Origin of the sequence: Pseudomonas sp. B16120 (assembly GCF_044218845.1) — a bacterium.
Lineage (GTDB): Bacteria > Pseudomonadota > Gammaproteobacteria > Pseudomonadales > Pseudomonadaceae > Aquipseudomonas > Aquipseudomonas paracarnis.
This window is the reverse complement of the sequence record NZ_CP162588.1, coordinates 6246532-6266694: the sequence shown is the minus strand read 5'-3', so window position 1 is coordinate 6266694 and position 20163 is coordinate 6246532. Positions and strand designations below refer to the sequence as shown.

At 60.9% G+C, this 20163-nt stretch carries 19 protein-coding genes; 8 read left to right on the top strand and 11 right to left on the bottom strand.

What is annotated here, in order from left to right; translation table 11 throughout:
* Positions 1-3: 3 nt before the first annotated feature.
* Genes AB4P90_RS29300 through folE2 form a run of 5 tightly spaced genes read right to left on the bottom strand, consistent with a single transcriptional unit; the run spans position 4 to position 3871 of the window.
* Positions 4-564 (bottom strand): DapH/DapD/GlmU-related protein, encoded by a 561-nt coding sequence (locus AB4P90_RS29300; protein WP_014720567.1) that lies wholly within the window; start codon positions 562-564, stop codon positions 4-6.
* On the bottom strand, positions 561-1439 hold the full coding sequence (locus AB4P90_RS29295) for a metal ABC transporter substrate-binding protein (RefSeq protein WP_038452035.1): 879 nt from the start codon (positions 1437-1439) through the stop codon (positions 561-563). Before AB4P90_RS29295 ends, AB4P90_RS29300 begins: the two co-directional genes overlap by 4 nt.
* A gap of 9 nt (positions 1440-1448) precedes the next feature.
* Positions 1449-2315, bottom strand: coding sequence for a metal ABC transporter permease (locus AB4P90_RS29290; protein WP_014720565.1), 867 nt, complete (start codon positions 2313-2315; stop codon positions 1449-1451).
* Positions 2316-2984 carry a metal ABC transporter ATP-binding protein gene (locus tag AB4P90_RS29285; RefSeq protein WP_014720564.1) on the bottom strand — a complete coding sequence of 223 codons (669 nt, stop codon included), beginning with the start codon at positions 2982-2984 and terminating at the stop codon, positions 2316-2318.
* Positions 2981-3871: a GTP cyclohydrolase FolE2 gene (gene folE2 / locus AB4P90_RS29280; RefSeq protein ID WP_395605558.1), complete on the bottom strand. Its 891-nt coding sequence runs from the start codon at positions 3869-3871 to the stop codon at positions 2981-2983. Before folE2 ends, AB4P90_RS29285 begins: the two co-directional genes overlap by 4 nt.
* A gap of 128 nt (positions 3872-3999) precedes the next feature.
* Between folE2 and AB4P90_RS29275 the strand changes: the two genes are divergently transcribed.
* The gene (locus AB4P90_RS29275; protein ID WP_060766916.1) at positions 4000-5211 is read left to right on the top strand and encodes an N-acetylmuramoyl-L-alanine amidase; all 1212 of its coding nucleotides are present in this window, start codon (positions 4000-4002) and stop codon (positions 5209-5211) included.
* On the opposite strand, the gene AB4P90_RS29270 is transcribed toward AB4P90_RS29275, so the two are convergent.
* The gene (locus AB4P90_RS29270; protein WP_019818159.1) at positions 5208-5576 is read right to left on the bottom strand and encodes a hypothetical protein; all 369 of its coding nucleotides are present in this window, start codon (positions 5574-5576) and stop codon (positions 5208-5210) included. The two genes, AB4P90_RS29275 and AB4P90_RS29270, sit on opposite strands and share 4 nt — an antisense overlap.
* 126 nt (positions 5577-5702) lie before the next feature.
* Here AB4P90_RS29270 and dksA point away from each other — a divergent pair, with 126 nt between their 5' ends.
* The 4 genes from dksA to AB4P90_RS29250 are packed head-to-tail and all read left to right on the top strand — an operon-like array spanning position 5703 to position 8991.
* On the top strand, positions 5703-6107 hold the full coding sequence (gene dksA, locus AB4P90_RS29265) for an RNA polymerase-binding protein DksA (RefSeq protein ID WP_003195761.1): 405 nt from the start codon (positions 5703-5705) through the stop codon (positions 6105-6107).
* Positions 6108-6134: 27 nt separating this feature from the next.
* Positions 6135-7340: a zinc metallochaperone GTPase ZigA gene (gene zigA, locus AB4P90_RS29260; RefSeq protein WP_130174798.1), complete on the top strand. Its 1206-nt coding sequence runs from the start codon at positions 6135-6137 to the stop codon at positions 7338-7340.
* The gene (locus AB4P90_RS29255; protein WP_060766915.1) at positions 7340-7984 is read left to right on the top strand and encodes a DUF1826 domain-containing protein; all 645 of its coding nucleotides are present in this window, start codon (positions 7340-7342) and stop codon (positions 7982-7984) included. The genes zigA and AB4P90_RS29255 overlap by 1 nt, the downstream gene beginning before the upstream one ends.
* A 44-nt stretch (positions 7985-8028) precedes the next feature.
* On the top strand, positions 8029-8991 hold the full coding sequence (locus AB4P90_RS29250) for a CobW family GTP-binding protein (RefSeq protein ID WP_395606117.1): 963 nt from the start codon (positions 8029-8031) through the stop codon (positions 8989-8991).
* On the opposite strand, the gene AB4P90_RS29245 is transcribed toward AB4P90_RS29250, so the two are convergent.
* Entirely contained in the window at positions 8985-9380 is a 396-nt protein-coding gene (locus AB4P90_RS29245) for a DUF3301 domain-containing protein (protein WP_003195752.1), read from the bottom strand. The genes AB4P90_RS29250 and AB4P90_RS29245 overlap by 7 nt on opposite strands.
* A 117-nt stretch (positions 9381-9497) precedes the next feature.
* Here AB4P90_RS29245 and pdxY point away from each other — a divergent pair, with 117 nt between their 5' ends.
* Positions 9498-10370, top strand: coding sequence for a pyridoxal kinase PdxY (gene pdxY, locus AB4P90_RS29240; RefSeq protein ID WP_014720557.1), 873 nt, complete (start codon positions 9498-9500; stop codon positions 10368-10370).
* A gap of 133 nt (positions 10371-10503) precedes the next feature.
* Here the strand turns inward: pdxY and AB4P90_RS29235 are convergent, their stop codons facing one another.
* A complete protein-coding gene (locus AB4P90_RS29235; RefSeq protein WP_003195747.1) occupies positions 10504-10989 on the bottom strand; it encodes an acyl-CoA thioesterase in 486 nt (161 codons plus the stop codon).
* A 282-nt stretch (positions 10990-11271) separates the two neighbouring features.
* Between AB4P90_RS29235 and AB4P90_RS29230 the strand changes: the two genes are divergently transcribed.
* Positions 11272-13032: a cation:proton antiporter gene (locus tag AB4P90_RS29230; RefSeq protein WP_014720556.1), complete on the top strand. Its 1761-nt coding sequence runs from the start codon at positions 11272-11274 to the stop codon at positions 13030-13032.
* Between the two features lie 69 nt (positions 13033-13101).
* On the opposite strand, the gene AB4P90_RS29225 is transcribed toward AB4P90_RS29230, so the two are convergent.
* From AB4P90_RS29225 to uvrD, 3 genes are all read right to left on the bottom strand, one after another.
* Complete coding sequence (locus tag AB4P90_RS29225; protein ID WP_014720555.1) at positions 13102-13509, bottom strand: SMI1/KNR4 family protein; 408 nt, start codon at positions 13507-13509, stop codon at positions 13102-13104.
* Positions 13510-13644: 135 nt separating this feature from the next.
* Complete coding sequence (locus AB4P90_RS29220; protein WP_003195740.1) at positions 13645-14511, bottom strand: Tim44 domain-containing protein; 867 nt, start codon at positions 14509-14511, stop codon at positions 13645-13647.
* 217 nt (positions 14512-14728) lie between these two features.
* Positions 14729-16912, bottom strand: coding sequence for a DNA helicase II (gene uvrD / locus AB4P90_RS29215; protein ID WP_014720554.1), 2184 nt, complete (start codon positions 16910-16912; stop codon positions 14729-14731).
* 278 nt (positions 16913-17190) lie between these two features.
* On the opposite strand from uvrD, the gene AB4P90_RS29210 reads away from it, so the two are divergent.
* A complete protein-coding gene (locus AB4P90_RS29210; protein WP_371359558.1) occupies positions 17191-20064 on the top strand; it encodes an EAL domain-containing protein in 2874 nt (957 codons plus the stop codon).
* Positions 20065-20163 lie beyond the last annotated feature (99 nt).

Below are 20163 nucleotides of genomic sequence, written 5' to 3'. Positions count from 1 at the left end.
GGTTCAGAACTCGTTTTGCAGGGCTTTGTAGCCGCGCACCAGGTCGACGTTAGTGCGTGCCACGTCTTCGGAAAACTCCGAGGCGCTGACACTCACCGGTGGGAATTGCGACAAGTCGGTGTAGGGGCCGATACGCGTGGTGGAGGGCACGTAGAAAGCGGCGGGCAGGTCGCGGCCGTCGACCACCGAGTTGTGGCGCACCACGCACCCATCGCCCACGGCGCAATTGAACAGCACACTGTTGAAGCCAATAAACACGCGGTCGCCCACCGTGCAGGGGCCGTGGACGATGGAGCGGTGAGCGATGGAGGTGAATTCGCCGATGGTCACTGCTGCGCCGGATTTGGAGTGGATGACCACGCCGTCCTGGATGTTGGAGTTGGCGCCGATGGTGATCGGGTCCATGGCGCCGCTGGCATCCACTTCGTCGGCGCGGATCACGGCGTAAGGGCCGACGAACACGTTCTCACCGATGATGACTTTGCCGCAGATGATCGCGGTCTTGTCGACGTAGGCCGATTCGGCAATCACCGGCAGGTCGCCGGAAGGATTTTTGCGGATCATGGCTGGCTCAGTGCGGCGCACAGGGTGTTGAGGTTGTATTCGAACAGCCCGATAAAGGTGCTGGCCGGGCCTTCTGCGGCGAGGGCGTCGGAGTACAGCGTGCCGCCGATCTGTGCGCCGCTTTCGTCAGCGATCTGCTTGAGCAGGCGCGAGTCTTTGATGTTTTCCATGAACACGGCTTTGACCTTGTCCTTGCGAATCTGGGTGATCAGTGCGGCAACTTCAGCGGCCGAAGGGTCACGTTCAGTGGACAAGCCCTGGGGCGCGAGGAACTGGATGCCATAGGCCTGGCCCAGGTAGCCGAAGGCGTCATGGGAGGTGACGATGCGGCGGTTACCCGGTGGCAGGGCGCCGAACTTGGCCTTGGCCTCTTCCAGCAGGCTATGGATTTGTTTGAGGTAGGCCTGGCTGTTGCGCAGGTAGGCGGTCTTGTTGGCCGGGTCGGCGGCCACCAGGGCCTTGGTGATGTTGCTCACATAAATCTCGGCATTGGCCAGGTTGTGCCAGGCGTGCGGGTCGGGAATGGTTTCGCCATCCTCGTCCATGGTGTGGGAAATCACGCCTTTGCTGGCGGTGACCACCGTTGCCTTGGTTTCGGTGCTGGTAACCAGGCGGTCCAGCCACGGCTCGAAACCCAGGCCGTTCTTGATGATGACCTTGGCCTTGAGCAATGCCTTGGCGTCATCCGGCGTGGGTTCATAGGTATGGGCGTCGGCGTCCGGGCCGACCATGTTGCTGATCTGGATATGCTCGCCACCGATCTGGTGGGTGATGTCATTGAGAATACTGAAGCTGGTGACTACTTGGAGTTTGTCGGCGGCGTGAGCCATCGAAAGCGGCAGCAGCAGACTGAACAGCACGAGTAGAGCGCGCATCGGAACACCTCATTGGGATGTGAGCAAAGGCGGGCGGCGCAACAAACCGTGCACCGGACCGAACACCACGGACAACAAATACCCAGCGCCCGCCACCAGCACGATCGCCGGGCCGCTGGGCAGTGAGTAGTAGAACGACAGCAGCAGACCCAACCACACCGACAGGCAGCCCAGCAGCGCCGATACCGCAATCAGCACCGGCAGGCGTCGGCTCCAGAAGCGTGAGGCGATGGCCGGCAACATCATCAAGCCGACCACCATCAGCGCACCGATGGCCTGGAAACCAATCACCAGGTTCAGCACCACCAGGGTCAGGAACACGCCATGGGCGAGGGGGCCGAGGCGGCTGACGGTTTGCAGGAACAGCGGGTCGAGGGTGTCCAGCAACAGCGGTCTGTAGATCAGCGCCATGGCGATCAGGCTGAAACCCGAGACCCAGAGCATGCCGGTCAGGGTGGTTTGATCCACGGCCAGGGCGGAGCCGAACAGCAGGTGCAGCAGGTCCAGGCGCTTGCCGGCAAGGCCCAGGATCAGCACCCCGGCGGCCAAAGAGATGGGGTAGATGGCGGCGAGGCTGGCGTCTTCGCGCAGCCCGGTGCGGCGGGTGATCCACGCGGCCAGGCCGGCCATGCTCAGGCCTGCACCCAGGCCACCGAGGGTCAGCGCGGGCAGGCTCAGGCCGGCGAACCAGAAACCCAGGGCGGCACCGGGCAGGATGCCGTGGGCCACCGCATCACCGATCAGGCTCATGCGCCGCAGGATCAGAAACACTCCTAGCGGCGCGGTGCTGCAAGCCAGTACCAAACCGCCGAGGAGTGCGCGGCGCATAAAGACGAACTCATGAAACGGCATCCATAAGTGGGCAGTGAAGTGCATTCAGGCCACCTGCATCTGCGGTTGCGGGCGGATCAGCTCTTTGCTGGGGCCGAATACGCAGCCGGTGTTTTTGATCTGCAGTACGTGCTGGGTGTGGTGACGCACGGAGGCCAGGTCATGGCAGACGATCACCAGGGTGCGGCCTTCGTTGTGCCAGGCGTGGATGTGTTTCCAGCACAGCGCCTGGCCATCCTCGTCGAGAGCTGCGTGAGGTTCGTCGAGCAGCAGGACGGGTGCGTCGGCCAGGCTCATGCGTGCCAGCAGGGCGCGCTGCAATTCGCCGCCGGACAATGCCATCAACGGTCGGTGTTCCAAGCCAGTCAGGCACCAGTCTTCGAGTACCGCTTGCAGGCGTTGGCTGCGTTGTTGCGGGGTGTGTTGGATGCCCCAGAAACCGGCAGCGACCAGCTCTTGCAGGCTGATGGGGAACTGGCGGTCCAAGTGTTGCTGCTGGGGCAAGAAGGCCAGGCCGCCACGGCGTGGAACATCCACAATGACCTTTCCCGCCAGCGGTTTTTGCAGGCCGGCAATGACCTTGAGCAGGCTGCTTTTGCCTGTGCCATTGGCGCCGATGATGCCGGTGAGGCTGCCTTTTTCCAGGGTCAAATCCAGTGCCGGGGTGAGCGGTTGCCCGGGGGCGCCCCAGCGCAAAGAGTTACAAGTGATCATGCAAAGTCTCTCGTCCAGCGGCTTTCAGCCACGGCATCGTGCGCGTGCAGGCTTTCGGCGTGGATCACTTGGAGGTGGAAGGCTTTGATGGCATCCGAGCGTTTCAAGGCGATGTTCAGGCGGCGAGCGGCGTCTTCACAGAACATCAGGTTCTGCCCGTTGGCCAGGGCGAAGGCTTGTTCGTCTGCGCGTTTCACCGCGGTTTGTACGGCGGTGCCGAGCGCGGCTTCGGCAGCGTTGATCAAGCCGACTATCGGCAGGTCAGTACCTTGCAACTGGACGTGCAACTGCGCGCTGCTGCGCTGGCTATGGGGTGTGGCGACGATGCCGTCGGCACTGCCGAGCCAGGCCAGCACCGCTTCATGCTGTAACGGCGTATTGGCGAAATCATCGACAAATTGCTGCTGAATCAACTGCCTGGCGAGGGCGGCGGAGCAAGGGCAAGTTGAGGAATAAGTAACGTCAATTTTTAGTTCCACGTGGAACATCTGGTTTTCCAGGCGCGCTTCGATGCTCACGGGGTAGGTTTTCCAGCCGGCTAATGGGCTGACCAGGGCAGGGCGTTTAAGCAGCAGCTGGGTGTGGATGCGCAGGTAAGCGTTCTTAGATAAACCTTCATGTGTGTCGAGAAAACGCTGCAGTACATTACGCAGCAGTGCAGATGTCAGCGGCTGTTGATCGAGCATTTCCAGAGCCAGGTACAGGCGTGACATATGAATGCCACGGGCCGTGCCGTCGTCCAGGCTTACGCCCGCATCAGCGGTGGCGGTCAGGTGTTGACCGTCAATCAGGATTGGCAAGGCGATGCCGCGCATCCCCACCCAGTCGAGTGGCAAGGCTTGGCGTGAAGCCTGCGCGGCGATATCCGGCAGAGTCAGCGCATTCATAAGCAGGTCCATCGTTGGAAATAATTCGACATGTTATAGTATAACAATACGAGCCACGATGAATTTTCTGCACCTGCCTTTGTTCAGTCACGTCGAGTAGGGATGCTCCTTTATCTGCGGTATATGCCATGCACCGACGTCAGCTCCTCAACCTGCTGCTGGTCAGCCCCTTGTTTGCCTTGCCTTTGGGGGCTCACGCCACGCAGATTCGCAATGCACGCCTGTGGCGCTCAGACGACAAGCTGCGCCTGGTGTTCGACCTCAGCGGCCCGGTGCAATACAAGACCTTTTCCCTAACCTCACCCGACCGATTGATCATCGACTTGAGTGGCGCCGGGCTCAGCGGCGACTTTTCCCAGTTGGCGTTGAAGAACAGTGGGATTACCTCGATCCGTTCCGGGCATTTCGGCCAGAGCGACACGCGCATCGTGCTGGACCTGGTCGAGCCCATGCAGCTCAACAGTTTCGTGTTGCCGCCGCAGGAGGGACAAGGCCATCGCCTGGTGCTGGACTTGACCAACGCGACCCGTGCGCCCCGTCAACTCGCCGCTGAGCCAGCACCCTTGGTGGCGCCGGTAGACAAGGCGCATCCCAAGCGCGACATCATCGTGGTGGTCGACCCCGGCCATGGCGGCAAAGACCCCGGCGCCATCGGCTCCAAGGGCCAGCGCGAAAAAGATGTGGTGCTGTCGATCGCCCAGTTACTGGCTAAACGCTTGAAACGCGAAAAGGGTTTTGACGTGAAACTGGTGCGCAACGACGACTTCTTCGTGCCGCTGCGTAAGCGCGTGGACATTGCCCGTCAGCACAAGGCCGATATGTTTATTTCGGTACATGCCGACGCCGCGCCACGGCTGACCGCGTCGGGCGCCTCGGTGTATGCGTTGTCTGAAGGCGGCGCCACCTCGGCCACAGCGCGTTTCATGGCCCAGCGCGAAAATGGCGCCGACTTGCTGGGCGCCACCACCTTGCTCAATCTGAAGGACAAGGACCCGATGCTGGCCGGAGTGATTCTCGACATGTCGATGAACGCGACCATCGCCTCCAGCCTGCAGTTGGGCAGCTCGGTATTGGGCAGCCTGCAAAACATCACCAGCCTGCATCAGAAACGGGTGGAGCAGGCTGGGTTCGCCGTGCTCAAGTCACCGGATGTCCCTTCGATCCTGGTGGAGACGGGATTCATTTCCAACCCTCGGGATGCCCAGCGGCTGGTGACGGCGCGCCATCAACAGGCGGTGGCGGATGGCCTTTTCGAAGGACTCAAGCGTTACTTCCAGAAGAACCCACCCATGAACAGCTACATGGCCTGGGTGCAGGCGCAGAAAAACAGCCAGGCCTAACAGCCGGTCATTCGGCTGCAGGTGAACTTGGCGCTGGCGCCCCCAGAGCTGGAAAACCGATTGATGGTGGTCCAGCCTACGCGCCGCGTGTAGCCAACCCACGCCTCGCCATCCGATGCCAACCCGGTAAAAAACGTCAGTTGCCCATAACGGCTGTTGGTCTGCGCCCAATAGCGTTTGCCGATCACTTCGAAACCGCGCAAGTAGGTGGTGCTGCCGACGGTTGCCACGCTATAGGCATTGCCCAACGGGTCTACACACGCCAGCAGGTTTGCGCTGCGTGTGCACTTGGCCAACAGGCTGGGTGCCTGGGCGCAGGCAGGCCCGGCGGCTGCCAATAGCAGGGCGCACAGCAGGTATCTCATCGGGTTTCTCAGCGTAAGAAGGTGACCCAGCATTGCGCCCTTCGTCGCGGCGAGCAAGAGGGATTGGCTTATTTGTATTGTTATACTATAACATAAAAGTACAGCCCGACCCGCGAACCCCTTCCCATGACCGAACACGATCTTTTGGCCCAACCAGCGGCCGACTACATGAATGAGGCCCAGCAGCGCTTCTTCCGCGAATTGTTGCTGGCTCAGCGTGATGACCTGCAAGCCCGTATCGATGCTGAGTTCCAGGCACTGCGCGAGCAGGAAACCAACAGCGACCTGGCGGATATCGGCAGTGCCGAAGAGCAACGCCAATGGCAATTGCGCCTGCTCGAGCGCGAAAAGAAGCTGTTGGACAAGATCGACGATGCCCTGGAATTGCTGGCCCGTGGCGAATACGGCTGGTGCCGTGAAACCGGCGAACCCATCGGCCTGCAACGCCTGCTGCTGCGCCCCACCGCCACCTTGTGTATCGAAGCCAAAGAACGTGAAGAGCTGCGCGAACGCCATAAACGGGCAGTTTGACCGGCCAACCTTGATGAGGAATACCTGATGCCCAATCGTCTCCCTGTGACCGTGTTGTCCGGCTTTCTCGGCGCCGGTAAAAGCACGCTGCTCAATTATGTCCTGCGCAACCGCGACAACCTGCGGGTGGCGGTGATCGTCAACGACATGAGTGAGATCAACATCGACGGCAGCGAGGTGCAGCGTGATGTCACGCTCAATCGTTCGGAAGAAAAACTGGTGGAGATGAGCAATGGCTGCATTTGCTGCACCTTGCGTGAAGACTTGCTTGAAGAGGTGGGAAAACTCGCCAAAGAAGGTCGTTTCGATTACCTGCTGATCGAATCCACCGGTATTTCCGAACCTTTGCCCGTGGCCGAAACCTTCACGTTTCGCGATGAAAACGAGCAAAGCCTGGCCGACATTGCACGCCTGGACACCATGGTCACGGTGGTCGACGGTATGAATTTCCTGCTCGACTACCAGGCTGCAGAAAGCCTGGCTTCACGGGGCGAAACCCTCGGTGAGGAGGATGAACGTTCCATCACCGACCTGTTGATCGAACAGATCGAATTCGCCGACGTCATCCTGATCAGCAAGATCGACCTGATCAGCAGCCGCGAGCGCGAAGAACTGATGGCCATCCTCGAGCGCCTCAACGCCCAGGCGGAAATCATCCCGATGGTCATGGGCGAAGTGCCGCTGAACAAGATCCTCAACACTGGCCGTTTCGACTTCGAACGCGCCGCCCAGGCCCCGGGCTGGTTGCAGGAATTGCGCGGTGAGCATGTGCCGGAAACCGAAGAATACGGCATAGCGTCCACGGCTTACCGTGCGCGCCGGCCGTTCCATCCACAGCGGTTTTTCGACTTTATCGACCGCCCCTGGGTCAACGGCAAGCTGTTGCGCTCCAAGGGTTTCTTCTGGTTGGCGAGCAAACATCAGGATGCGGGCAGTTGGTCCCAGGCGGGCGGGCTGATGCGTCATGGGTTTGCCGGGCGTTGGTGGCGGTTTGTGCCGAAAAGCCAGTGGCCTCAGGACGAAGAAAGCGTGGCGGCGATCATGGCTAACTGGCAGTTGAGCACGGGTGACTGCCGTCAGGAACTGGTGTTTATCGGGCAAAACATCGATTTTGTCCAGATGCGTACCGAGTTGGACGCCTGCTTGCTCAACGATGAAGAAATGGCCCTGGGCGTCGAAGGTTGGCGCCAGTTGCCCGACCCGTTTGGCCCTTGGTATGAGCAGGTCGCCTGATGCTGGCCCCGGTCATTCCCCTGCGCCCCGTCATCCGCCAGACACATGGGGAAACGCCGCTGGCGCTGTCCGATATCCTCAATGACGGCGTCAACCTGGCCATCTGGCAGCGCCAACTGCCCCTGCATATCGCTGAGTTTGGCGCTTTGCTGGTGGCGCTCAATGAACCGTTGGCCGAGTCTTTGGTGGTCGAGTTGGTTAGCGAAGACTGCGTGCCGAACTTGCAAGGTTTGGCGTCCAGTTGTCACGATCTTGAAGGCTATGATGGGTTTATCGCCGATGTGTCGTGGCTGGTCAGTGCATTCGCCTGTCTGCTGGGCGCCAAGCGCATCGGCGTGCGTTTACGGCTATTGGACAAGGCCATGTGCCCGCGCTTTCACGTCGATCACGTGCCGGTTCGGCTGATCACCACCTACGCCGGTATCGGCAGCCAATGGTTGCGTGAAGGCGTCATGGACCGGCGCACATTGAGCCAGGCGGATGCCGAGCCCACTGAGCGCATCGAGCAGATCCACTGCGGTGATGTGGCGCTGCTCAAAGGCACCAAATGGCACGGCAATGAAGGGCACGGCCTGATCCATCGTTCGCCAGCGCTCAAGGCCGATGAGCGACGGTTGATCCTGACGCTGGATTGGCTGGCATAACCGCGTAGGATCAAACGCTCTACACGACCTGAACCATGCCTCTTATGCTGCAGAACATTCCTACCCATGTGATTGCCGGGCCATTGGGCGCCGGCAAGACCAGCCTGATCAAGCACCTGCTTGCCCAGCGCCCGGCCAACGAGCGCTGGGCGGTGCTGATCAACGAGTTCGGCCAGATCGGCCTGGATGCAGCCTTACTCACCCAAGACGATGACGGTATCGCCCTGGGCGAGGTGGCAGGCGGCTGTTTGTGTTGTGTGAACGGCGCCCCGTTCCAGGTAGGGCTGGGCCGCTTGTTGCGTAAGGCTAAGCCGGACCGGCTGTTTATTGAACCCTCAGGCCTGGGCCATCCGGCGCAATTGCTCAAGCAACTGCGGCAGGCGCCATGGCAAGACGTGCTGGCCGTGCAGCCTTGCGTGCTGGTACTCGATGCCCACGCATTGGCGGCGGGCAGGCCGTTGCCCCAGGCACAGCAGGAGGCGTTGACCAGTGCCGGCCTGCTGGTGCTGAACAAGGACGAGACGCTGACTGCTACGCAACGTCAGGCGATCGAAGCGCAATTACCCGATTGCCCGCGCCATTGGACATGCCAGGCGCAATTGCCACTCGACCGGTTGCCCGGTTTGAAAGCACAGGCCCAAGTAGCTGTGGATAATTTCGACGTGCCTGAAGCGGTGGGGCAAATGCCGGCGATCTGGAGTGACCCTGGGCTGCCGATCTGTTTGAGCCAGAGCCAGGAGGGCGGCTGGAGCATTGGCTGGCGCTGGCACCCAAGCCAGCGATTCGATGTCAGCCGTCTGCATCAGTGGCTATCGAGTATCGACTGGCGCCGTGCCAAATTGGTTATCCACAGCGTTGACGGCTGGGTGTCCGCCAACGCTGTGGATAACAGCCCACTGCACTGGCAACCCAGCGCTTGGCGGCGCGATTCACGTGTTGAGTTGATCTTCAGCGCACCACAGGACGTGGCCGCATTGCAAAGCGCCCTGGCAGCCTGCCGTTACTGATGTTTCTTGCTGGCGTGGTCCTGGCGCCACTGGCTCAATTCGATGATCTCGGCGCTGGGCAGCGGCTCCTTGGTTTCGAACGGGTAGGGCGCCAGTTCGATCTGCGCGCTGTGGGCGCCGAATTGGGTGATGACCCCGGCGTGCCGGGTTTCGCCGGTCACCGTAAACTCGAAATTATAGATGCGCGCCAGGCGTCGGCGGCCATTGGCATCCTTGACGAAACCGATGCGTTTGAGCGCCACGGCACCGTCGAGCAGCTCGATATCGAGCTTGGCGCAATGCTGCTTGACCCGCGCCAACGCCCGTTCACGCAAGCCGTGGTTGTGCCAAACCCAGGCGGCGCCGGTGGCCAGCAGCATCAAGACGAAGATGTTTCCCAGGGTCAGCATTCCATGAACTCCAACAAAGTGAGCGCAGCTTAACTGTGTCGCCGGTCTGTCGTACAGGCTGCGTTTAGTCGCATACTGCTCGGCCAGAAATTCAACGGTTTTACGGAAATCTCCCGCATGAAACGTACACCTCACCTGCTTGCGATCCAGTCTCATGTGGTCTTCGGCCACGCCGGAAACAGCGCCGCCGTGTTCCCCATGCAGCGGGTCGGGGTGAATGTCTGGCCGCTCAACACGGTGCAGTTTTCCAACCACACACAGTATGGACAGTGGGCGGGCGAAGTGTTGGCGCCGCTGCAAATTCCTGCGCTGGTGGAGGGTATTGCCGCGATTGGCGAGCTGGGCAACTGTGATGCGGTGCTGTCCGGGTACCTGGGCAGTGCAGACCAGGGCCGTGCCATCCTCAGCGGTGTGGCGCGCATCAAGGCGATCAACCCCAAGGCGCTGTACCTGTGCGACCCGGTGATGGGCCACCCGGAAAAGGGTTGCATCGTGCCGCAGGAGGTCAGCGATTTCCTCTTGGATGAGGCTGCCGCCATGGCGGACTTCCTGTGCCCCAACCAACTGGAGCTGGACAGTTTTGCCGGGCGCAAGCCGCAATCGCTGTTCGATTGCCTGGCGATGGCCAAGGCCTTGCTGGCGCGCGGGCCCAAGGCTGTGTTGGTCAAGCACCTGGATTACCCAGGCAAACTGCCAGAAGGGTTTGAAATGCTGTTGGTGACGGCCGACGGCAGTTGGCACTTGCGTCGGCCCCTGCTGGCGTTTCCGCGTCAGCCAGTGGGCGTGGGCGACCTGACGTCCGGGCTGTTCCTGGCGCGGGTACTGTTGGGGGATAGCCTGGTGGCCGCTTTTGAGTTCACCGCTGCGGCCGTGCATGAAGTGCTGCTGGAAACCCAGGCCTGCGCCAGTTATGAACTGGAACTGGTGCGGGCCCAGGACCGTATTGCCCACCCTCGTGTGCGCTTCGAAGCCACACCGATCAGCCTGTAAGCACACAAAACCCAATGTGGGAGCGGGCTTGCCCGCGATGGCGGAGTCTCAGTCAAAGCGATGTCGACTGAACCACTGCTATCGCGGGCAAGCCCGCTCCCACACGTTTTTGAGTTGATTCGCCGCTTGGAGTTTACGGCGCGTCGGCTTTGATTTCCCGGTAGCGCTTTTCCAGTTCCTGGCGAATCTGCCGACGTTGCTGAGCCTGCACAAAGCGGCGCTTGTCCTCGCTGTTCTGCGGCTGCAAGGGCGGTACGGCGGCAGGTTTGCGCTGGTCGTCCACGGCCACCATGGTGAAGAAGCAGCTGTTGGTATGGCGCACCGAGCGTTCGCGGATGTTCTCGGTCACCACCTTGATGCCCACTTCCATCGACGTATTGCCGGTGTAGTTGACTGACGCGAGGAAGGTCACCAGCTCACCGACATGAATCGGCTCGCGAAAAATCACCTGGTCCACCGACAGCGTGACCACATAACGACCGGCATAACGGCTGGCGCAGGCATAGGCCACTTCGTCGAGGTACTTGAGCAGCGTGCCGCCGTGCACATTGCCAGAGAAGTTGGCCATGTCAGGGGTCATCAGTACCGTCATCGACAGCTGGGCGTTTCCGGGTTCCATAGCACACTCACGGGTTGTAGGCATTGGTTGGGGGGAGGCACCTCTGCGGGTACTCAAAATCTTTGCAGCGCCATCCCTAACGGGACGCCGTCAGGCGGCTTGCCGTCACGCGCGCAGCGATCTGTTTCCATATATTGCACCGGCTTTCCAGCAGAAGTCGCGGTGTTACCCTTCAAAAGCCCTTCTCAGGGCTTTTCTTACGATCAAGGCAGACTTTTCCGACCCTTCAAAGGCGCGGCCGGAAGTGGGAAAAGCGCCGGCACCCTCAAGGAGCCCCTCGCCATGCACGCCATCAGCTTTATCCAGGACTTGGCCGTGATCATGCTGGTGGCAGGGGTGGTCACCATCCTGTTTCACCGCTTCAAGCAGCCGGTGGTGCTGGGCTACATCGTTGCCGGCTTCATTATCGGCCCCCACACCCCGCCGTTTGGCCTGATCCACGATGAAGACACGATCAAGACCCTGGCGGAGCTGGGGGTCATCTTCCTGATGTTCTGCCTGGGCCTGGAATTCAGCCTGCGCAAGCTTTTCAAGGTAGGGGCCACGGCGTTTATCGCGGCGTTCCTGGAAATCGTGTTGATGATCTGGATCGGCTACGAGATCGGCCGCTGGTTCGACTGGAGCACTATGGACTCGCTGTTCCTCGGCGCGATCCTGGCAATCTCCTCGACCACCATTATCGTCAAGGCCCTCAACGACCTGAAGATGAAAGACCAGCGGTTCGCCCAGCTGATTTTCGGCGTGCTGATTGTGGAGGACATCCTGGGTATCGGCATCATTGCGTTGCTGTCGAGCATTGCGGTGAGTGGCACGGTCAGCTCCGGCGAGGTGTTCTCCACGGTCGGCAAGCTCTCGCTGTTCATGATTGTCGCCCTGGTGATTGGTATTTTGCTGGTGCCGCGCCTGCTGGCTTATGTGGCCAAGTTTGAAAGCAACGAGATGCTGCTGATCACTGTATTGGGGCTGTGCTTCGGTTTCTGCCTGTTGGTGGTGAAGTTGGAATACAGCATGGTGCTCGGAGCCTTTTTGATCGGCGCAATCATGGCTGAATCCCGCCAGTTGATTAAGATCGAGGGTCTGATCGAGCCCGTTCGCGACATGTTCAGCGCAATTTTCTTCGTGGCGATTGGCTTGATGATCGACCCGCAGATTCTGCTGCAATACGCCTGGCCCATTGCGGTGATCACCGTGGCCGTGGTGCTGGGCAAGATGCTGTCGTGCGGGCTGGGCGCGTTTATCGCCGGCAACGATGGTCGCACCTCGCTGCGGGTTGGTATGGGGCTGTCACAAATTGGCGAGTTTTCTTTCATCATCGCGGCGCTGGGGATGACCCTGCAGGTCACCAGCGACTTTCTGTATCCCGTGGCGGTGGCCGTTTCGGCGATCACCACACTGCTGACGCCCTACCTGATTCGCGGGGCCGACCCGCTATCATTGAAGATCGCCGCACTGATGCCCACGCGAATGAGCCGAGTGTTCGGCATGTATGGAGAATGGTTGCGCAGCATTCAGCCCCAGGGCGAGGGGGCGATGTTGGCCGCGATGATCCGCAAGATCATCCTGCAAGTCGGGGTAAACCTGGCATTGGTGATCGCAATCTTCTTTGCCGGCAGCTTTTTCGCAGGGCGCATCGGTGGGTATCTGGAAGGCTGGGTCAGCGATCAAAGCTGGCAGAAGGCGTTGATCTGGGGCGGGGCGCTGCTAGTGTCGTTGCCGTTTCTGATTGCGGCGTATCGCAAGCTCAAGGCGCTGTCGATGCTGCTGGCGGAGATGAGCGTGAAGCCAGAGATGGCCGGGCGTCATACCCAGCGTGTGCGAAGGGTGATTGCGGAGCTGATCCCCCTCTTGTCGCTGCTGGTGATCTTCCTGCTATTGGCAGCCTTGTCGGCCAGTATTCTGCCGACCAACAAGTTGCTGGTGTTGATTGCCGTGGTCACGGCGGCGGTGGCTGCAGTGCTCTGGCGCTGGTTTATCCGTGTGCATACGCGGATGCAGGTTGCGTTGCTGGAGACGCTGGACAACCACAAGGATACGGAACACTGACTGGCGTTGGCGGGGGCTGCTTTGCAGCCCAGCGGGAGCAAGCTCCCTCGCCACAAAAGCTATCAAGTATCAGCTTTCCAGCCAGACGTCCCGTGCCCAGTGCCACACCGATTCCCAGGTTTCTTCGGTGACCAATTCTTCTTCGGCGGACCACAACACCACGGTGCCGTCTTCTTCGACGCAGTAGTAGTCGTCGCCGTCCTGGCAGATAGGGATCAGGCTGCGATCAACACCGGCATCCCAGGCGTTGGCCGCAACGTCCGGCAGGTAAGTGTGGGACTGCGGGTCGGTGACGGTCACTGGCTCCAGGCTGCCATAGACTACGTCGCTGACGGTCAGCAAGAATTCACGGAAGACAAAGGGGATGTCGATGAACAGTTGTTCCTCGATTTCCACCAGCAGGTCTTCGTCAGGTAGCTCCAAAGGAACCGGGACCGGTTCGTTGGCTTCACGCAGTTGTTCGATGATTTCTTCCACGGCCGGGATCCTCTTGCTAGATGGCGCGGTTTATAGGGGCGTTTTATACAGTAGCTCGCTATAAGTGCAACCGTGAAATAGAAAACCCCGGACATGTCCGGGGTTTTTGTTACCGCTTGCTCAAACGCGCAGGTATTAGCCGTTCTGGCGGATACCGGCGACCAGCCATGGCTGGTCGTCGCCCTGGGCGCGTTCCATGTTCCAGCTTTCGCTGAACACTTCGCCCTGGTCGAAACGCGAGGACTTCGACACACCGCTGAAGGTCAGGGTGGCGATGGTCTTGTCGGCACGATCGTCCACGCCATCGAGCTGTACGCGCAGGTCGTCGATGTAGGTCGACTGGAAGGCGTCACCGATCTCGGCACGTTCGCGCTTGAGGAACTCCAGCAGTTGCGGGGTCACGAACTCGGAGATCTTGTCCATTTCGTTGGCATCCCAGTGCTGCTGCAGGGACTGGAAGTGGCTGCGGGCCGCTTCGACGAAACGCTCTTCGTTGAACCAGGCCGGTGCGTTGATCACCGGACGGGCGGCAGGGGCTGCCGAACCACCGAAGATCGAACCCATGGCAGGCTTCTGTTCGAACGCTTCACGCTGCATCGGCGCGCCGGCTGGAGCCAGGTGCTCCTGCTGCTTGCGGCGACGGGCGGCGATAAAGCGGAAGACCAAAAAGGCGATGACGCCCATGATCAGGATGTCGAAGATCTGCATGCCCTGGAAGCCGTCGCCCATGAACATGGACGCGAGCAGGCCACCGGCGGCGATGCCGGCCAGTGGGCCCAGCCAGCGCGAAGCACCGCCGGCCTTGGCAGCAGCGCCAGCGGCACCGGCTGCGCCTGCAGTAGCCGCAGCACCGCCCGCACCGGCGGATGGAGCCATTTGGCTGGTCTGGTGAGTCGGTGCCGCGCCCGAGCTTTTGCCGCCACCGAAGCGTTTGGCGTTGGCGTCGAGGCTCATCGTCAGGCCGATGCACAACGCCATGGCGATGCTAAGAAAACGTTTCATATAGGGAATTCCCATTTGTGGATTGCACGCGCGCCATGTTGCACAGGTGTCGTGGCAGTGGCTAGCGGCATAATGTTTCGGGCTTTTGCGTAAGACCAAATCCGAAGGGTCTGTAGGACTAATTATAGATATTGGCCCGCACGCCTCTAAAACAAGGGTGGGCCAATAATCTTCATGTTACGCAGTGTTTCATGATGGTGGGCTTATTGTGGCCAGCTCAGACCGCTTCGAGCTTGGCGTAACCCATCATCAGCCACTTGCTGCCCTCGGCGAAGTTCACCTGCACCCGGGCCTGGGCGCCGGCGCCTTCGAAGTTGAGGATCACGCCTTCGCCGAAGATCGCATGCTTGACCTGCTGGCCCAGGCTGAACGGGGTTTCCGGTATTTCGGAACCGGCAAACATGCTGCTGGAGTTCTGTTGCTGGCCACCGCCGAACGGGCGGCTGACGCTGTTGGACAAGCGCACTTCCTGGATCAGCCCCTTGGGCACCTCACGTACGAAGCGCGACACCTTATTGTAGGTTTCGCTACCGTACAGGCGTCGGGTCTCGGCGTAGGTCATCACCAGGTTCTGCATCGCCCGGGTAATGCCCACGTAGGCCAGGCGGCGTTCTTCTTCAAGGCGGCCGGGTTCTTCCAGGCTCATCTTGTGAGGGAACAGGCCTTCTTCCATGCCCACCAGGAACACGTAAGGGAATTCCAGGCCTTTGGCGCTGTGCAAGGTCATCAGCTGGATGCTGTCTTCATGCTCGTCGGCCTGGGTATCGCCGGCTTCCAGCGAGGCGTGGCCCAGGAAGGCGGCGAGCGGCGTCAGCTCTTCGTCGTCCTCGGTGTTTTCGAACGCGCGGGCGGCGCTGACCAGTTCCTCAAGGTTTTCTACCCGGGCCTGGCCTTTCTCGCCTTTTTCCGCTTCGTGATAGGCGATCAGCCCGGACTGCTCGATCACGGTCTGAGTCATCAGGTGCAGTGGCATCTCTGCGCACTTGGCGGCCAGGTTCTCGATCAGCTCGACAAACACCCCCAACGCCCCGGCAGCACGGCCAGTCAGGCCTTTGTTGGCGATCAGCAAGCGCATGGCTTCCCACATCGACACATCGGCATGGCGCGCATGGTCGCGGATCGCTTCAACGGTTTTCTCGCCAATGCCACGCGCCGGGATATTGATCACCCGCTCCAGCGCCGCATCGTTACCACGGCCCTCAAGCAAACGCAGGTAGGCCATGGCGTTCTTGATTTCGGCACGTTCGAAGAAGCGCTGGCCGCCATAGATGCGGTAGGGGATGCGCTCGCGCAGCAACGCTTCTTCCAGCACCCGCGATTGGGCGTTGGAACGGTACAGAATCGCGATATCGCTACGGGCCAGGCCGGTTTTCAGTGCGCTTTCGATGGTTTCCACCACATAGCGCGCTTCATCGTGCTCATTGAACGCCGCGTACAGGTTGATCGCTTCGCCTTCCCCGCCGTCGGTCCACAACTCTTTGCCCAGGCGCCCGGTGTTGTTGGCGATCAAGGCGTTGGCCGCCTTGAGGATCCCGGCGGTGGAGCGGTAATTCTGCTCCAGGCGGATGGTCACCGCGTCCGGGAAGTCTTCGGAATACTGGTAGATGTTCTCGATTTTCGCGCCGCGCCAGCCGTAGATCGACTGGTCGTCATCGCCCACCACCATCAGGCTGTCGCCGCCCTTGGCCAGCAGGCGCAACCAGGCGTACTGCACGGCGTTGGTGTCCTGGAACTCGTCCACCAGGATATGGCGGAAGCGTTTCTGGTAATGGGCCAGCAAACCGGGGTTGTCGCGCCACAGGTCGAGGGCACGCAGCAGCAGTTCGGAGAAGTCGATGACGCCGGCGCGCACGCAGGCCGCTTCATAGGCCTCATAAATGCTGCGCATGGTGGCCAGGAACAGGTCGCCGCTGGCCTGGATATGTTGCGGGCGCAGGCCCTCGTCTTTCTGGCCGTTGATAAACCACTGCGCCTGACGCGCCGGCCAGCGTTGTTCGTCCAGGCCCAGTTCGCGGATCACGCGCTTGACCAGGCGTTGCTGGTCGTCGCTGTCGAGAATCTGGAAGGTCTGGCTCAGCCCCGCTTCCTGCCAATGCGCCCGCAACAGGCGGTGCGCCAGGCCGTGGAAAGTGCCCACCCACATGCCGGCCGGGCTGATGCCCATCAACTGCTCGATGCGATGACGCATCTCGGCAGCGGCCTTGTTGGTGAAGGTCACCGACAGGATGGAATGCGGGGACGCGTTTTCGACCTGGATCAACCAGGCGATACGGTGCACCAGCACTCGGGTTTTACCGGAGCCAGCACCGGCCAGGACCAACTGACGGCCAACGGGGGCCGCTACGGCCTGGCGTTGGGCATCGTTGAGGGAGTTCAGCAAAAGAGAGAGATCATCGCGCATCGACGCATTCTATGGGCCTTGGGGGGCCTGGGCAAATCCCAATGCCGGATGGTCGATGCAAAACGCCTGCAGGCTAGCGACGCGGCGAACATTCTGACGGGGGTGATGACCGGTTGGTCATCGGCCGCAACCCGTGCCGTGTCTTGCTCAAGCGGTCTGGGCCAAAGGTTTGCGGCCGATCGCAGCGGGTTTTTTATGACTTGTAGCAGTTTGGCCCAGGCGCTTGCTTGTGTATGCTCCGTCGACGTTTCGGGCTCACCATTATAAGAACACCGCCTATGACCCTTAGCACCGACCTGTTTGGCCCCTCGCCGGCCCCAGCACAGGTCATCCGTAAACACTATGCAACCCAAATCGCGGTTGAGCGCACGCGCCTGCTCTATCAGGGCTCGTTGCTGCCGACGCTGCTGATGCTGGTCAACGGGCTGGTCTGCGCCTGGTTGCTGTGGAACCCCAATCAATACCTGCTGGACAGCGTCTGGCTGCTCTGGCTGCTGGCCCTGGTGGCGATGCGCGTGATTCAAGTAGCGGCCTTTGACGCGGCCATGCCCAGCCGGCAGGCCCAGCCCGTGTGGCGCCGTATGTTCATGCTCGGCTCGGCGGTCAGTGGCCTGACCCTCTCGGCTGCGGCCATTGCCCTGGTGCCCACGGACAGTTTCATGCATCAAGCCTGGGTGTTTGGCCTGATCGGCGCCGCCACCTTGTCGGCCAGCGTTGCCTATGCCGTGAGCTTTTGGGCCTACCTGTCGTTTGCCTTGCCGTGCCTGGTGCCGGCCATCGTCTACCTGTTCTGGAATGGCACACCGCAGCAACAAGGCTGGGGCGTGCTCGGGCTGATCCTGCTGGCGTCCCTGAGCCTGGTGGCGTGGCAGGTCAACCGCCTGATCCAGCGCGGGTTGTTGCGCCGTTTCCAGAACCAGGCCCTGATCGAGCATTTACAGCAGGCGCAGCAACGCAGTGAGCAGTTGAACCAAGACCTGGTGCGCGAAGTCGAGCAGCGCCGCGAGGTGGAGCAGAACTTGCGTGAAGCCCAAGTCGGCTTGCAAGACCGTGTGGCGCAACGCAGCCAGCAATTGGATGCTGCCAGCCTCGCCTTGAGTAAAAGCGAAGCGCGCCTGGCCATGGCCCTGCAAGCCAGTGAACTGGGCCTGTGGGACTGGAACCTGCAAACCGACGAGGTCCACCACACGCAACTCAAGGAGTTGTTTGGCCTGGAGCCCGAATACGTCACGGCGATGCTCAGCCACCTCAAACCGCGCTTGCACCCCGACGATCTGCCACTGCTCAAGCACGCGCTGGTAGAGCACCTCAAGGGTCGCAGCGAGGACTATCAGGTGGAATACCGGATACGTCATGGCGATGGGCATTGGGTGTGGATCGAAGACCGCGGGCGCGCCGTGGAGCGCACGCCCAGTGGCCGCGTTATCCGTATGCTGGGCACGCGTCGCGATATCAGTGCCAGCAAGGCCGTAGAAGAGCAGCAACGCCTGGCTTCGACGGTGTTCGAGGCGGCCAGCGAAGGCATTGTGATCCTCGACCCGAACTACGCGCTGATCGCCGTGAACCAGGCGTTCAGCCGCGTCACCGGCTTTGACATCGACGACATGCTTGGCCGCAACGTCGTGGAACTGCCCTGCAGTCGCGATGCGCGGCGCCACTTCCCGCTGATCCGCCAGGCATTGCTCAGCCACGGCACCTGGCAGGGCGAATTGGTGGAGACGCGCAAGAACGGCGAACTGTACCCGCAGTGGCTACAACTGAACGTGGTGCGCGATGTGCGGGGAAACGTCAGTCATATCGTAGGCTTCTTCGCCGATCTGTCCGCCCGGCGCGAGTCGGAGGAGCGCATGCGCTACCTCACCCACTATGACGAGTTGACGGGCCTGGCCAACCGTTCGCTGTTTCGCGAACGGCTGCGCGAGGCTCACCAGCGCGTGCGCCAAGGCGGTCGCAGCCTTGCGCTGCTGCATATCAACCTCGACCGCTTCAAATTGCTTAATGACAGCCTGGGCCATGAAGTGGCCGACCAACTGCTGCAGAAAATGGCGCGGCGCTTGATCAACGCGCTGCCGGAGGCCGACACCATTGCGCGCCTGTCCGGTGATGAATTCGCCGTGTTGTTTGACGCCTATGGCAACCTATCGAGCCTGGCGCGGGTGGCGACCCGGCTGCTGGCGAAATTGCGCGTGCCGGTGAATGTGGAGGGGCATGAACTGGTGGTCAGCGCCTCGATGGGCGTCAGCCTGTTGCCGGATAACGCACGGGAAATTTCTGCACTGGTCAGCCAGGCGAATATGGCGATGCAGCACGCCAAGCATTTGGGCGGGAATAATTTCCAGTTCTTCACCGACAGCCTGCAAGCCAGCACCCTGGAGCGTTTGCAGCTGGAAAACCACCTGCGCAAAGCCATCGACGAGCGTCAGCTCACGGTGTTTTACCAACCCAAGCTGTGCCTGGCGACGGGAAAGCTGAAGGCTGCCGAGGCGTTGGTCCGCTGGGAGCATCCGCAGTGGGGCATGGTGCCGCCGAGCGACTTTATCGGTTTGGCGGAAGAAACCGGCTTGATCGTGCCGTTGGGCGAATTTGTGCTGCGCCAGGCCTGCTGGCAGGCCTGCGAATGGCAGCGTCAAGGGCTGGCGCCGATTCGCGTGTCGGTCAACTTGTCGGTGCATCAGTTGCGCCAGGGCAAGCTGGTCAGCCTGGTGCGCCAAGTGCTGGAAGAAACCGCACTGGACCCGCAATACCTGGAGCTGGAACTGACCGAAAGCCAGTTGCTCGACAGCGTTGAACACATCATCGCCACCTTCCAGCAACTGCGTGACCTGGGGGTGAAGCTGGCCATCGACGACTTTGGCACCGGTTACTCATCCCTCAGCTACCTCAAACGTATCCCGGTGGACTACGTAAAGATCGACCAGGCCTTTATTCGCGGGCTTGGCCAGGGGCGCGAGGATGCGGCAATCACCCGTGCGATCATCGCCATGGCCCACGGGTTGGCGCTCAAGGTAGTGGCCGAAGGCGTGGAGGATCAGCAGCAGCTGGATTTCCTGCGCGGCGAGCAGTGTGACGAGGTACAGGGTTACCTGATCAGCCCGCCCATGCGGGCCGAGGGGCTGGCAGATTTGTTACGTAAAAATGCAGATTTTTCTTAGCGCAGCGTAGGCCGCCTTTATGGCTACATAGCGCCTGCCCGCTGAATCAGGGGGGAGCAGGGCGATTTAGTGATGCATCACACGGGCAAAACGACAATT